This window comes from Psychrobacillus sp. FSL K6-2836, assembly GCF_038003085.1.
Taxonomy (GTDB): Bacteria; Bacillota; Bacilli; order Bacillales_A; family Planococcaceae; genus Psychrobacillus.
In genome coordinates, this window is record NZ_JBBOOM010000001.1 from 660,942 (window position 1) to 674,382 (window position 13,441).

Below are 13,441 nucleotides of genomic sequence, written 5' to 3' on the forward strand. Positions count from 1 at the left end.
TAGCGTTTTCGAAGTGCTTTGGACAGACTTGTTGCTATATTATAACCGATTATTTTAGTGAGATATTGGTCATGACTGACGTCATGACCAATATCTCTTTTCACGGTAATTTTATGGCGGTTGTCTATCCGTCGCCCTTCTACAACTTTAGGAACTGGTTTAGTACACTTTTGTTGTAACGAAAGAAAAGTTACTTTCTAATTCATAGAGTAAGCTCACGAAGATACAATTTCGTTCGCTATTTCGCTTCTTTATTTGGTAAACACTAACTATTTCTTTGATTTTCCACTACCTATTTATCTAATCCTATCGACTTAGCGATAAGCTCTGCCAAATCTTCTTGTTGGGTTCTACTCATGTCATTGATTGTAGCGGAAGGCGGCGACTCCAGCGGGAAAAGCGCGAGCTGAAAGCCCCGCAGGAACGTAGTGACGAGGAGATTGAAGCCGTGCCCGCGGAAAGCGTCCGCCTGAAGCGAAAATCAGTAGTATTATTATTTTCCCTTTAAGTACCACGAATACAGTGTTCACGTGACATTTTTATATACTTTTTCATTTTAAAAAAATACGGCAACATCAGTTGATGTGCCGTACTTCTATATTAATGTGTTTTACAAGAATCGTAAATACCTGCTTCTTTAATCGCTTCGATTAAAGTTTCACCAATTACAGATGGAGTTGCTGCAACTTTCATGCCAGCTGCTTCCATTGCTTTGATTTTTCCTTCTGCAGTACCTTGTCCACCGGAAATAATAGCTCCAGCATGACCCATACGTTTACCAGGAGGTGCAGTTTGTCCACCGATGAATCCAATGACAGGTTTTGTCATATTAGCTTTAATCCATTCAGCTGCTTCCTCTTCTGCAGTTCCACCAATTTCCCCGATCATAACTGCTGCGTATGTGTCAGGGTCATCATTGAATTCTTTTAGAACATCGATGAAGTTTGTTCCGTTAACTGGATCTCCACCAATACCTACAGAAGTAGATTGACCAATACCTGCATCAGTTAATTGTAGAACAGCCTCATAAGTTAGAGTTCCTGAACGAGATACTACTCCTACATGACCTTTAGTGTTGATGTAGCCTGGCATAATACCAATTTTACATTCATCCGCAGTAATAACACCTGGGCAGTTCGGTCCAACTAGACGAGTTTTCTTACCTTCCATGTAACGTTTTACGTTAACCATGTCTAATACTGGGATATGCTCTGTAATACAAATAGTCATATCTAATTCAGCGTCAACAGCTTCTAAAATTGCATCTGCAGCAAATGGTGCTGGAACATAAATTACTGAAACGTTAGCGCCAGTAGCTTTAACAGCATCTTCAACTGTATTGAAAACTGGAACTCCTTCTACTTCTGTTCCACCTTTACCAGGTGTTACCCCAGCAACGATTTTAGTTCCATATTCTAACATTTGTTTTGTATGGAAAAGAGCAGTTGAGCCCGTAATTCCTTGTACAATTACTTTAGTATCTTTATTAATATATACGCTCACTTTTTGTCCCTGCCTTTCTTATCCTACAAGATTAACGATTTTTTGAGCACCGTCTGCCATTGAATCAGCAGCAACGATATTTAAGCCTGATTCATTTAATAATTTTTTACCTAAATCTACGTTAGTACCTTCTAAACGAACTACAAGTGGTACTTCTAATCCTAATTCTTTCGCTGCAATAATAACACCCTCAGCGATGATGTCACACTTCATAATTCCACCAAAGATATTAACAAAAATACCTTTTACGTTTTTATCAGAAAGAATGATTTTGAATGCTTCTGTAACTTTTTCAGCAGTCGCGCCGCCCCCAACGTCAAGGAAGTTTGCGGGTGATCCGCCGTAATAGCTAATCGTATCCATTGTTGCCATAGCTAGTCCTGCTCCATTAACCATACAACCGATATTTCCGTCTAAAGAAATATAGCTTAGGTCATATTTTGAAGCTTCGATTTCTTTTGGATCCTCTTCATCATAATCACGCATTTCTAAAATGTCTTTATGACGATATAATGCGTTACCATCGAAGTTGAATTTTGCATCAAGCGCTAAAACATTGTCATCAGCAGTTACTACTAATGGGTTAATCTCAACGATTGAAGCATCTTTTTCTTTATAAACTTGATATAAACCAAGCATGAATTTAGCTGCTTTGTTCACAAGTTTAGCTGGGATATTCATGTTAAATGCCATGCGACGTGCTTGGAAGCCTGTTAAGCCTACAACTGGATCGATTTCTTCATAGAAAAGTTTTTCAGGTGTATTTTCAGCCACTTCTTCAATGTCCATACCGCCCTCTTCAGAGCCCATTAATGTTACACGTGAAGTTGAACGGTCTAAAACTAGTCCTACATAATATTCTTTCTTGATGTCGCTTCCTTCTTCGATCAGTAAACGTTTAATTTCTTTACCTTCAGGACCCGTTTGGTGAGTAACAAGAACTTTACCTAATAGTTCCTTCGCGTATTCACGTACCTCATCTAGATTTTTAGCGATTTTTACTCCACCAGCTTTACCACGCCCACCAGCGTGAATTTGAGCTTTAACAACAATAACGCTTGATCCTAATTCTTTTGCTGCTTTCACTGCCTCTTCAGGTGAGAAAGCTACAATTCCGTTAGAAACTGCTACGCCATATTGTCTCAGGAGTTGTTTACCTTGATATTCATGGATATTCATCTTACATCCTCCAATCAAACTTATGTCAAGTAATTTACTACCTTTCTAATTGTATTAAAAGTGTCACATCTTGTCCACAAAAGTATGATATTTACCTAAAACAGCTAATATTCAGACTACGTGTCGAAAGATTTAACTCTAGATCCTTTTTCTTTATCAATTTTATAAATATAAGCAAATACCTCTGCAACCGCTTGATATAACTCTTCTGGAATCGATTGATTGATATCTAATTGTCCAAGAAGTTCAACTAAACTTGCATCCTCCTGAACCGGTACATTAAATTCTTCTGCTTTTGCCAATATATTTTCTGCTATTTTACCTTTTCCTTTGGCAACTATCTTTGGGGCATCGTTAAACCCTGGATTATACGTTATGGCTACAGCTTCTTTTCGAGCATATCTTTCCTCTTTCATATACGAATGTCTACTCCTTGTGCGTCATACATGTTTGGTTTTGACTTCAAAATAGATGCCATTTTTTGTTCCTCAAAAGTTTTTACGAATACTCCTGATAATTGATAGCCTACCGAAGATAGACCAACCTTTAATGTTTCCTTAAACTTTTCAGCAAATTGACTCAACTGCTGATCGTTGTTAAATAAAGTAATCGATACTACTCTATTTTGCACTTGCATATCTACCACAGTTTCTTCTAAAGTATCCAATTGCAAATAAAACATTATCCTTGCAAAATCGGAGTCGATTTTACCGTCCTCTTTCATCCGCCCATTCCACTCAAGTGTTGCATCCATTTTTTTACCTAAAAACTCCAATGGAACTTGCATCAACAGCTGGTGTTGTGGTCCATTTTCATTGGATAATATTTGCAATCCATTCATGCGCCCAAGTACTATTTCTGCGCTTTCTCTAACCGCAGAGGAAATGGTCTGGTTTTGCAATAACTCTACAATCTGCGGCTTTAATTGGGAAGCTAATTGTCTTATTTCTTCACTATTACCTCCGAGCTTCGCTTCATAACCGAATCCTAGAGATTTCAATACTTCTTTCATAGCATGTTCGAATGCTTTTCCATCTAGTTGTTGCATAACTTGTTGTTCTGCCGAAACTATTGTTTGAGTTACTAGATTACTGCTTGCAGGATTTTTACTTATATCTGTCACTTGCTGCAAAGCCTGAGCTATTGAGTCTATGGTACCCCCTTTGCCTAGCAATGACACTAAATGATCCTTAGGTGTTAATCCATTCATATCCTTTAAGAAAATTGCTTGTTGGCTTTGCTCAGCAAATACTTTTGTCAGTGCATTATTTACTAATTGCATTTGGTTGGTCTGATTATCATTTTTTAGTAATGCAATCACTTCACTTTTTTGGCTTGTCGTTAAAGCAGGATGCTGACTAACCCAATTACGTAATTGTTCTAATACTTGGGCTTTTTCCCCAGGAGCAGCCTGGCCAAGCTTGAGCAATTGGTCTCCAGCAGAATTCACAATTGCTTCCTTTCCAGTATCCGGAGTTGGATTGGTAAGACTTGCAGTTGGCAGTAAAATATTGGATTCTTTTAGTACTTGTAGAATTGGTAATCGTGAAGCTAAGGGCAGTTGCTGATTTTGAAGGATTTCTACTTGTTTACCAAGCATTGCTCCAGCAGCTGGTGCATTAAATGGTTCTGCTATCTTTTGTAGATTCAGAAGGATATTATTTTTCAGTGCCGGTGTTACCGTTTGATCTTGTTGTAATTGAGCTTGCAAATTTTGAAGGATTGTATGCAATCCTTCGGTAGATTTACCGCTCAATACTGTCTGTAGCATGGAAGTCGTTAAAGGTAATTTCATCTCTATTATCTTTTGAATCGTCTCGAGCGCTGTTTTCATCGTTATATCCTTTGGCAGTTGTTTTAATAATTGTTCAACTTGCATTAATGTATCTTTAGAAACGGGTAATTGTTGTTTTATAAAAAACTGTGCGGCAGCTTGCATTTCAGTGGTTTTTGGTAAATTCATTGCTTGCAATAATTGTTGGCCTTGTTGCGCCATTGTATTTCCCTGTGTGAGAGGTCCTGTAACTACTTTTAACTGTAATTCAGGTGCCGATTTTTCTACTTGAAAAAAATGAGAATCCCCAGCTTTTAGTGGGGTCTCTAATTTAGCTATTACTTTTTGGTTACCAATTTGGACTTCTGCCGTTTGGTTTGGGTACAGTTTTTTTATCGTCCCGTGAACCACTTGTCCTTCCTTCATAGGAGTTTGAAACTGAGAAGTAATCCCAGCAGTTATTTGTGATTGAATAGTTGAAAAAGATGTCGAAGCCACGTTATCACCTCATTCTTAATATAGATTTAATCGGTTCGAAAGTCTTTCGATGATGCAGGGTTGGACCATACTGTTCAATCATTTCGATATGCAGCTTTGTGCCATAGCCTGCGTGTTTGTTAAATAAATACATTGGAAATTGCTCGTGCAATTGGTCCATGTATTCGTCCCGTGCCGTTTTTGCCAATATGGACGCCGCTGCAATTGCTAAGCTTTGTGCGTCACCTTTTACAATGGAATGGGTTTCGATATCGATCGGCAAATTCATTGCATCTACTAATACAACATTTGGTCTTGTTTCTAAGCTTAATACAGCTTCTGTCATGGATTGTTTAGTTGCTTCATAAATATTGAGTTGATCTATTTTTTCAACTGATTGAAAGTGAATGAAATATGCAATTGCATTTCGCTTAATACGTTCAGCTAATTCATTTCGCTTTTTTCGTGACAATTGTTTAGAATCATCAAGACCTATTAAACTCTCTGTATTATTTTGAAGTATTACAGCCGCAGTCACTACTGGTCCAGCTAAAGGTCCTCTACCGGCTTCATCTACTCCTGCCACTAAATCATTTGTATGAGAACAATAACTTCTATCGAAGACGACTTTTTCTTCATGCGATTGACGTTCTAGGAGAAGTAGCTGTTGTTTTCTTTTCCAGCTTGTCCATAGTTTTCTGGCACCAATTCGTTCATCCTGCTCTAATTCAATTATCCAAGCCTCCGAGCCCGTTGATTGTTCCAATTTGTCTTTGATCTCTTTTAAACTTAACAATTCTCTCACATTCTTTCTATTTCTTAATCTATGTATCGACAATTATGTATTATATTGAATAATTTCACAAACAGAGAATGCTTCTTTTGAAAAGAAAAAACCCTTTTTACCATTTGGCAAAAAGGGTAGTATGTTTGCTTAATATTCTTCCACAAAATCAAATGTTAATCTACCTAGATGAAGATTACGAACGTCTCGAACAATTAGTTCCGCTACTTGGTCGTAATCTATTTCTCCACCATTTGAAAAACATCTTCTTAACTTACCAATCTGGTCAAATGTTTCTACCAAATCTGCGCTGACTTCTTTCACCTGGTAGCGGTCTTCCATCCTTTTTGGATAGTGTTCCTGCAAAAAGTTTAAGCCATAAACCGCCAAATCCTCCATATTGATCACTGCATCTTTAATAGCACCAGTAAGTGCAAGCTTATACCCGACCTGCTGATCCTCAAATTTCGGCCATAAGATACCAGGAGTATCAAGTAATTCAATTTCTTTTTCTACTTTGATCCATTGTTGCTTTTTCGTTACACCCGGTGTATTACCCGTTCTTGCGATATTTTTCTTTGCAAATCGGTTAATTAGAGTCGATTTACCTACATTAGGTATACCAACAATCATTGCGCGTATCGCTCTAGGTTTTATACCTCTGTCCTTCATACGGTCCCATTTAGGCTTTAAAAGCTCTTTTGCTGCCTTAAATACAGTTTGGAGTCCTTTTCCTTCCAAAGAGTTAATCGCCACTGCAGGGTGGCCTTTTTCCTCAAAATAGGCAATCCATTTTTTAGTTTGCGTTTCATCTGCCATATCCATTTTATTTAATATGAGTAATCTTGTTTTCTGATGTATAACTTCATCTATCATTGGATTTCTAGACGATAGCGGTAAACGTGCATCTATTAATTCGAAAACGATATCCACTAATTTTAAGTTTTCGGTTACTTCTCTTCTTGCTTTGGCCATATGACCAGGAAACCATTGAATTGTCATTTCGTACCACCTTCTTTACTTCACAAAGCCAATTTCATTCATAGGCCAGAAAACTAAGTTTGTATTTCCTATCACTTCGTCAATAGCCACGAGACCAATATGTCGGCTATCCTTACTGTATCTACGATTATCTCCCATTACGAATATGTAGCCTTCCGGGATTTCATTCACTTGTGCAGCAGTCTCTTCTAAAGTGAAATCATCTGTAAGGGTTCCTTCACTAATTTCACTTTTATACTGTTCTAAATATGGTTCTGGTAACTCCTTGCCATTGATAAATAATTGATCATTTTTAAACTCTACACTATCTCCTGGAAGTCCAATAACACGTTTAATATAGTTTTTTTGCTCTGGAGCATGGAATACTACTATGTCATAACGATCTGGTTCTCCAACCATATAGCCGATTTTGTTAACTACCATACGATCCCCATTTTTTAAAGTAGGCATCATTGATTCTCCGTCTACTACGATAGGTGTAAATAAAAAGAAGCGAATTATTGCCGCTAGCCCAAAAGCAATTAATAGAGCTTTTGACCACTCCCATAATTCATTCTTTTCTTTTTTTACTTGTTCCATCAACTTGCCCCCTTTGGTTATTGTCTTTATTGTACAAGGAAAACTCTTTTCAAGCAAAAACAATTGACCATTTTTCTATATGTTTGATTGATTTGTTTATATGAGACATATTTGGTTATTATGCGTGATTTATAGTTGTACACTATCCACGTGCCAAGTATGGCCACTATGTCTTCTGCGAAAAGCTCGTCACCGATAACTATCTCAATTTATGGATAAATTTCCCGTTTCGTAAGTAAATCAGTATTACGAGCAAGTAAACGAACTAAGAGTGCAAGTTCCACAGAAAGTAAAGCAAGTAAAGTCCTAATGTACGCAAGTAATTGCCTCATCGAAGCAAGTAAACAGTCATGAGTGAATTACACTCTTAGATACAAACCAGGGACTGTATATGAATTGTCTTAAACTACCCTTTTAAAGTATCTATTATGTGCAGTTGATATAAATTCCATTATTTTAAAACGTTTGAAGACATAGTCAAAATAAAAAATGTTGTAGCAAAAGTGAAATCACCTTTACTACAACATTTACTTTTGCTATTAACGACGCTCTTTAATACGAGCTGCTTTACCACGTAGGTCACGTAAGTAGTACAATTTAGCACGACGAACTTTACCACGACGGATAACTTCTAAGTTTGCAATTTTTGGTGTGTGTACAGGGAATGTACGTTCAACACCAACACCAGATGAAATTTTACGAACTGTAAAAGTTTCGCTAATTCCGCCACCACGACGTTTAATTACAACACCTTCGTACATTTGGATACGTTCGCGAGTTCCCTCAACAACCTTAACGTGAACACGAACTGTGTCCCCAGGACGGAATGTTGGAAGGTCTGAACGTAATTGTTCTTTAGTGATTTCTGAAATAATGTTTTGCATCATTTTCTCTCCTTCTGTAGAATGCTCTTACACACAGTTGCTGTTGCAGCGGAACACCCAAAATCAGTACTTTTCATAAAAGCACATAGTAAAATATAACACAACTAATTATTGGATGCAATAATTATTAGAAATTTACTATCCTTTTATTTCTTTTAATAAACGCTCCTCGTCAAAAGTTAGTTCAATCCGCTCCAATAAATCTGGTCTGCGCATGAATGTTCTTTTTAATGATTCTTCTTTGCGCCACTTTTCAATTGCTGCATGGTTTCCAGACATTAAAACATCTGGAACTGTATGACCTCTGAATTCGACTGGACGAGTATAATGGGGATGCTCTAGCAAACCAGTGGAAAAGGAATCTTTCTCATGCGATTCTGCATTACCTAAGACATTAGGCAATAATCTCACAACACTATCCACCACCGTCATGGCTGCAAGCTCGCCACCTGTTAAAACAAAATCTCCAATAGAAATTTCGTCTGTCACTAAGTGCTCTCGAATTCGTTCATCATAGCCTTCGTAGTGACCACAAATAAAAACAAGCTCTTCTTCCCGTGCTAGTTCTTCCGCTTTTTTCTGCGTAAAACGTTCTCCCTGAGGACACAATAGGATAATGCGTCTACTTGGTCCTTTACTTGGAGGAAGAGCCTCTATGGCATTAAAAATAGGTTCTGGCTTTAACACCATCCCTGCACCACCGCCATATGGATAGTCGTCCACTTGATGATGTTTATTACCTGAGTAATCCCTAAAATTTACTACATTTATCGTTGCTTCACTCTTTTCTTGGGCCTTTTTCAAAATCGATGAATTAAATACACCAGTAAACATTTCTGGAAAAAGAGAAAGAATGTGAATGTTCATCATGATAACAGACCATCCAATACTTCTATTTTGATTTTTTTATTTTCAATATCAATTGATTTCACTACGTCTTCAATATAAGGAATATAGTGGTCTTTTTTTCCTTTTTCGGGTCTCACAGTCCAAACATCGTTGGCGCCAGTTTGAATAATTTCTGTTATAGTTCCAATAATTTCACCTTCAGTAGATTCTACTGTACAACCTATAATTTCGTGAAAATAGAACTCATTTTCTTCTAACTCTGAAAGGTATTTCTCAGAAACCTTTAAAATTGCGTTTCTAAATGCTTCTACATCCTTCAACAATGAGTATCCTTCAAAAGTTAATAAATCAAAATTCTTATGTTGACGATGACTTGCTACTTTAACAATAATTGGTTTAGAACCATCTGCTTTATGTAACGCTAGTTCGCTTCCAACTTCATAGCGTTCGTCAGCAAAGTCTGTCGTAGAGATTACTCGAACCTCTCCCCAAATACCATGTGTATTTACTATCTTACCTACATTAAACCATTCCATTAAGATTACCTCCTAGTAAGAAAAACCGGGTAAAAAAAGACGCCCGGACCTTTAAAAATAAAAATGTAGATATGTCATTGATTTCCGCTCCGAGCGGACGCTTTCCGTGGGCACGGCTTCAGCCGCTTCCTTCGCTTTCGCTCAGTCTAGGGTCTTCAGCTCGCGCTGTTCCCACTGGAGTCGCCGCTCTGCGCTCCAATCAATTAAATCCACTTAATATGATTGGCTGACTGGTATAAAATCACCTAAGTACACATGTTTTATTTTAAAACAAGTAAAGAAAAAAGGGACTTAGGAAAAAAAGATCCACTTTCTACATTCTTCGTTACAAAATAGTAAAAACCCTGAAGCGACTCAGTTGGACTAGGCGCTAGAGCTAAACATCTGAGTATAATGTTTTCATACCTATCAAAAAAGGAAGAACAAATTGTTCTTCCTTTAATCTAATATGTCGACATATGTTTTTTTCTTTTGGTGACTGCCTGCTGCTGAGTAAACAATTGTACGAATTGCTTTCGCGACACGCCCTTGTTTGCCAATTACTTTTCCCATATCTTCAGGATGAACAGAAAGTTTATAAACTATACGGTTTACACTTTCATCTTTTTCAACCTTCACATTTTCTGGATAATCAACTATCGGTTTAACGATTGCTTCGATCAGCTGCTTCACATTGTCCCCTCCGATTATTTGCCGAGTTTTGCGTTATGGAATTTTTCCATAATTCCTTGTTCTGAGAACAAGTTACGTACTGTATCAGATGGTTTCGCACCGTCTTGAAGCCATTTTAACGCTAATTCTTCGTTAATTTTAACTTCAGCTGGTTTAGTAAGTGGGTTGTAAGTACCTACTGTTTCAATTTGACGACCATCACGTGGTGAGCGAGAGTCTGCTACTACAATACGATAGAAAGGAGATTTTTTTGCTCCCATACGTTTTAAACGAATTTTAACTGCCATTTTCATTGCACCTCCGAATAGTTTCACACAAGATAGTATATTATCAAGCTTTTATTTGTTTGTAAAGTGTTTTTTCTTAACACCCTATATTTTTTACTTAAACAATGAGTCTAGACCAGGCATTTTCATCTTTTTCTTGCCTTTTTGTTGCATGTTGGTCATTTGTTTCATCATTTTTTTCATGTCTTCAAATTGTTTCAGTAATCTGTTTATATCTTGAATAGATGTACCAGATCCTTTAGCAATTCTCTTTTTTCTTGGTCCATTAATAATCTCGGGAGTTGTTTTTTCTTGCGTAGTCATCGAATAAATGATGGCTTCTACACGATCCATCTGTTTTTCATCCACTTTCGCATTTTCCAATCCTTTGATTTTACCTGCACCTGGAAGCATTTTTAGAATTTCGTCTAAAGGTCCCATTTGTTTCACTTGGCCGATTTGCTCTAAGAAGTCATCAAATGTAAAACTCTGCGTACGGAATTTTTCTTCTAATTCCTTCGCTCGTTCCTCATCGACATTTGCCTGGGCTTTTTCGATTAGTGACATCATATCGCCCATACCTAAAATTCGAGAAGCCATTCGTTCCGGGTGGAAAGGCTCTAACGCATCCATTTTTTCACCCATCCCGACAAATTTAATCGGTTTTTGAGTAACGGAGCGAATAGATAGTGCAGCACCACCTCGTGTATCTCCATCTAACTTCGTTAAAACAACACCAGTTATGCCTATAGCTTCATTAAAATTATTCGCTACATTGACTGCATCCTGACCAGTCATTGCATCTACAACTAAAAACACCTCATCAGGCTCTTTGATCGCACGGATATCTTTTAGTTCCTGCATAAGTGTCTCATCAATATGAAGACGCCCTGCAGTATCTATAATAACTACATCGTGATGTTCTTCTTTTGCTTGCTCCATAGCCTGTTTGACTATTTCAACAGGAGAAATATCTGTTCCTAATGCAAACACAGGTAATGAGAGCTGTTTTCCAATGGTTTGCAGCTGTTGAACAGCCGCCGGTCTATAGATATCCGCAGCAACCAATAATGGCTTTTTGTTATACTTTTTACGCAGAACATTGGCCAATTTACCTGTAGTGGTTGTTTTCCCTGCGCCTTGCAAACCGACCATCATAATAACTGTTGGAGGTCTAGTAGAGAAAGAAATTTGACTTTGTTCTCCACCCATCAGCTCCGTCAATTCATCTTTAACAATTTTAACGACCTGTTGACCTGGCGTTAAACTTTTCATCACGTCTTGCCCAACGGCACGATCCGATACATTTTTGACGAATTCTTTTACTACTTTTAAGTTAACGTCTGCCTCAAGAAGTGCATACCTGACTTCTCTCATCATTTCCTTTACATCGGCTTCAGAAATTTTCCCTTTACCTTTAATCTTCTGAAGTGTACCTTGGAGTCGCTCAGCTAATCCTTCAAATGCCATGCTCGTTCGCCTCCTAATCCCATTCTTTTAATTGATTAATGAGTTGAATCAGTTCTTTTTCGGATGATTCATCTTTTACAAGAGATAGCAGTTGTTCCACTGTTTCTTGTCTACGTTGAAATTTAGAAAACAGACTAAGTTTTTCCTCATACTCTTCTAACATAGCTTCAGTTCGACGAATATTGTCATATACTGCCTGCCTAGAAATAGTATACTCTTCCGCAATTTCTCCAAGGGATAAATCATCTAAATAATAAAGTTGCATATAGCTTCTTTGTTTATCTGTTAATAATGCCTGGTAAAAATCGAAGAGAAAATTCATTCGAGTTGTTTTTTCAATCATTCCCATCTCTCCTTACCATCAATTACGCCTAAACATAATCATATCATACTATATTTTAGTTAGAGAAGAGGTGTCTGTCAAGTAAAATTACTTGTCTGTCTCTATTTCTTTCTCTTCCTCTAAATCTAATCCTTCAGCAAACAGTCCGTATACATACTTCTCAGCATCAAATGGCTGTAAATCATCCATCTGTTCTCCAAGACCCACAAATTTAACGGGAATATGAAGTTTATTGCGTATTGCAAGCACGATACCACCTTTTGCAGTACCGTCAAGCTTTGTTAAAACAATTCCAGTTACATTTGTTACTTCTTTAAATGTTTGTGCTTGAACAAGCGCATTTTGCCCAGTAGTAGCATCTAGAGCAAGTAGCACTTCATGCGGAGCGTTAGGTATTTCACGTGAAATTACACGATGAATTTTTTCAAGCTCATTCATTAAGTTTACTTTGTTTTGCAATCTACCTGCAGTATCACAGATTAACACATCGACGCCACGAGATTTAGCGGCTCTTACAGCGTCATACATAACTGCTGCAGGATCGGAGCCTTCAGACTGCTTTATAACTTCGACTCCTACTCTATCTCCCCATACTTGAAGCTGTTCGATTGCACCAGCACGGAAAGTATCTCCCGCTGCAAGCATAACGTTTTTCCCTTCCCCTTTTAAACGATGGGCAAGTTTTCCGATAGTTGTTGTTTTACCAACACCATTTACTCCGACAAACAAAATAACAGACAATCCACTTTCTTCTAGTTGAAGTTCCGTTATATCGTCTTCACCAGCATTATAAATTTCCACTAATTTTTCAGAAATAACCGATTGAATTCCGGAAGTATCTTTAATATTTTTGCGCTGAACTTCGAACCGCAAAGAATCCATCAATTCTGTAACTGTTTCGAAACCTACATCTGCTTGAAGTAAAATTTCCTCCAGTTCCTCAAAAAAGTCTTCGTCCACTTTACGATATTTGGCAACTAAATCATTGACTTTTGAGGTAAATTGGTTTCTTGTCTTGGAAAGACCTTCCTTGAACTTATTCGTAATTGACACTGTTTTTTCCGCTTCTGGCGTAGAACCTAACATTTTCTCTTTGAATTTTTTAAAAAAGCTCATATATAAA

At 37.5% G+C, this 13,441-nt stretch carries 16 protein-coding genes; all 16 read right to left on the bottom strand.

All coding sequences use genetic code 11. From position 1 onward, the window contains the following. Nucleotides 1-600: 600 nt before the first annotated feature. A complete protein-coding gene (gene sucD / locus MKY37_RS03285; RefSeq protein ID WP_090562618.1) occupies nt 601-1,503 on the bottom strand; it encodes a succinate--CoA ligase subunit alpha in 903 nt (300 codons plus the stop codon). A gap of 18 nt (nt 1,504-1,521) precedes the next feature. Continuing rightward, nucleotides 1,522-2,682 carry an ADP-forming succinate--CoA ligase subunit beta gene (sucC, locus tag MKY37_RS03290; protein ID WP_340773722.1) on the bottom strand — a complete coding sequence of 387 codons (1,161 nt, stop codon included), beginning with the start codon at nt 2,680-2,682 and terminating at the stop codon, nt 1,522-1,524. A 116-nt stretch (nt 2,683-2,798) separates the two neighbouring features. Further along, nucleotides 2,799-3,098: an EscU/YscU/HrcU family type III secretion system export apparatus switch protein gene (locus tag MKY37_RS03295; RefSeq protein WP_340773724.1), complete on the bottom strand. Its 300-nt coding sequence runs from the start codon at nt 3,096-3,098 to the stop codon at nt 2,799-2,801. Then, nucleotides 3,095-4,954 carry a hypothetical protein gene (locus MKY37_RS03300; RefSeq protein WP_340773726.1) on the bottom strand — a complete coding sequence of 620 codons (1,860 nt, stop codon included), beginning with the start codon at nt 4,952-4,954 and terminating at the stop codon, nt 3,095-3,097. The genes MKY37_RS03295 and MKY37_RS03300 overlap by 4 nt, the downstream gene beginning before the upstream one ends. A 4-nt stretch (nt 4,955-4,958) precedes the next feature. Beyond that, nucleotides 4,959-5,729 carry a ribonuclease HII gene (locus MKY37_RS03305; RefSeq protein ID WP_340779833.1) on the bottom strand — a complete coding sequence of 257 codons (771 nt, stop codon included), beginning with the start codon at nt 5,727-5,729 and terminating at the stop codon, nt 4,959-4,961. Nucleotides 5,730-5,867: 138 nt separating this feature from the next. Further along, on the bottom strand, nt 5,868-6,719 hold the full coding sequence (ylqF, locus tag MKY37_RS03310) for a ribosome biogenesis GTPase YlqF (protein WP_340773729.1): 852 nt from the start codon (nt 6,717-6,719) through the stop codon (nt 5,868-5,870). A gap of 15 nt (nt 6,720-6,734) precedes the next feature. Continuing rightward, entirely contained in the window at nt 6,735-7,298 is a 564-nt protein-coding gene (gene lepB, locus MKY37_RS03315; protein ID WP_340773731.1) for a signal peptidase I, read from the bottom strand. A 209-nt stretch (nt 7,299-7,507) separates the two neighbouring features. After that, nucleotides 7,508-7,630, bottom strand: a complete 123-nt coding sequence (locus tag MKY37_RS03320) for a hypothetical protein (RefSeq protein WP_340773732.1) — start codon at nt 7,628-7,630, stop codon at nt 7,508-7,510. 207 nt (nt 7,631-7,837) lie between these two features. Continuing rightward, the gene (rplS, locus tag MKY37_RS03325) at nt 7,838-8,182 is read right to left on the bottom strand and encodes a 50S ribosomal protein L19 (RefSeq protein ID WP_090562635.1); all 345 of its coding nucleotides are present in this window, start codon (nt 8,180-8,182) and stop codon (nt 7,838-7,840) included. Between the two features lie 138 nt (nt 8,183-8,320). Beyond that, complete coding sequence (trmD, locus tag MKY37_RS03330; RefSeq protein WP_340773736.1) at nt 8,321-9,049, bottom strand: tRNA (guanosine(37)-N1)-methyltransferase TrmD; 729 nt, start codon at nt 9,047-9,049, stop codon at nt 8,321-8,323. Then, a complete protein-coding gene (rimM, locus tag MKY37_RS03335) occupies nt 9,049-9,567 on the bottom strand; it encodes a ribosome maturation factor RimM (protein ID WP_093494444.1) in 519 nt (172 codons plus the stop codon). The genes trmD and rimM overlap by 1 nt, the downstream gene beginning before the upstream one ends. A gap of 438 nt (nt 9,568-10,005) precedes the next feature. Then, nucleotides 10,006-10,239, bottom strand: coding sequence for a KH domain-containing protein (locus MKY37_RS03340; protein WP_211893603.1), 234 nt, complete (start codon nt 10,237-10,239; stop codon nt 10,006-10,008). Between the two features lie 14 nt (nt 10,240-10,253). Further along, a complete protein-coding gene (rpsP, locus tag MKY37_RS03345) occupies nt 10,254-10,526 on the bottom strand; it encodes a 30S ribosomal protein S16 (RefSeq protein ID WP_053590001.1) in 273 nt (90 codons plus the stop codon). Nucleotides 10,527-10,619: 93 nt separating this feature from the next. Beyond that, nucleotides 10,620-11,975 (bottom strand): signal recognition particle protein, encoded by a 1,356-nt coding sequence (gene ffh / locus MKY37_RS03350; protein WP_340773751.1) that lies wholly within the window; start codon nt 11,973-11,975, stop codon nt 10,620-10,622. 13 nt (nt 11,976-11,988) lie between these two features. After that, nucleotides 11,989-12,318 carry a putative DNA-binding protein gene (locus MKY37_RS03355; RefSeq protein WP_340773753.1) on the bottom strand — a complete coding sequence of 110 codons (330 nt, stop codon included), beginning with the start codon at nt 12,316-12,318 and terminating at the stop codon, nt 11,989-11,991. A gap of 87 nt (nt 12,319-12,405) precedes the next feature. Next, complete coding sequence (gene ftsY / locus MKY37_RS03360) at nt 12,406-13,434, bottom strand: signal recognition particle-docking protein FtsY (RefSeq protein ID WP_340773755.1); 1,029 nt, start codon at nt 13,432-13,434, stop codon at nt 12,406-12,408. Nucleotides 13,435-13,441: the final 7 nt, after the last annotated feature.

Coding starts and splice junctions, on each gene's coding strand:
- sucC (WP_340773722.1), bottom strand. CDS start 2,682: ATGAATATCCATGAATATCAAGGTAAACAACTCCTGAGACAATATGGC.
- MKY37_RS03295 (WP_340773724.1), bottom strand. CDS start 3,098: ATGAAAGAGGAAAGATATGCTCGAAAAGAAGCTGTAGCCATAACGTAT.
- ylqF (WP_340773729.1), bottom strand. CDS start 6,719: ATGACAATTCAATGGTTTCCTGGTCATATGGCCAAAGCAAGAAGAGAA.
- lepB (WP_340773731.1), bottom strand. CDS start 7,298: ATGGAACAAGTAAAAAAAGAAAAGAATGAATTATGGGAGTGGTCAAAA.
- MKY37_RS03320 (WP_340773732.1), bottom strand. CDS start 7,630: ATGAGGCAATTACTTGCGTACATTAGGACTTTACTTGCTTTACTTTCT.
- rplS (WP_090562635.1), bottom strand. CDS start 8,182: ATGCAAAACATTATTTCAGAAATCACTAAAGAACAATTACGTTCAGAC.
- trmD (WP_340773736.1), bottom strand. CDS start 9,049: ATGAACATTCACATTCTTTCTCTTTTTCCAGAAATGTTTACTGGTGTA.
- rimM (WP_093494444.1), bottom strand. CDS start 9,567: ATGGAATGGTTTAATGTAGGTAAGATAGTAAATACACATGGTATTTGG.
- rpsP (WP_053590001.1), bottom strand. CDS start 10,526: ATGGCAGTTAAAATTCGTTTAAAACGTATGGGAGCAAAAAAATCTCCT.
- ffh (WP_340773751.1), bottom strand. CDS start 11,975: ATGGCATTTGAAGGATTAGCTGAGCGACTCCAAGGTACACTTCAGAAG.
- MKY37_RS03355 (WP_340773753.1), bottom strand. CDS start 12,318: ATGATTGAAAAAACAACTCGAATGAATTTTCTCTTCGATTTTTACCAG.
- ftsY (WP_340773755.1), bottom strand. CDS start 13,434: ATGAGCTTTTTTAAAAAATTCAAAGAGAAAATGTTAGGTTCTACGCCA.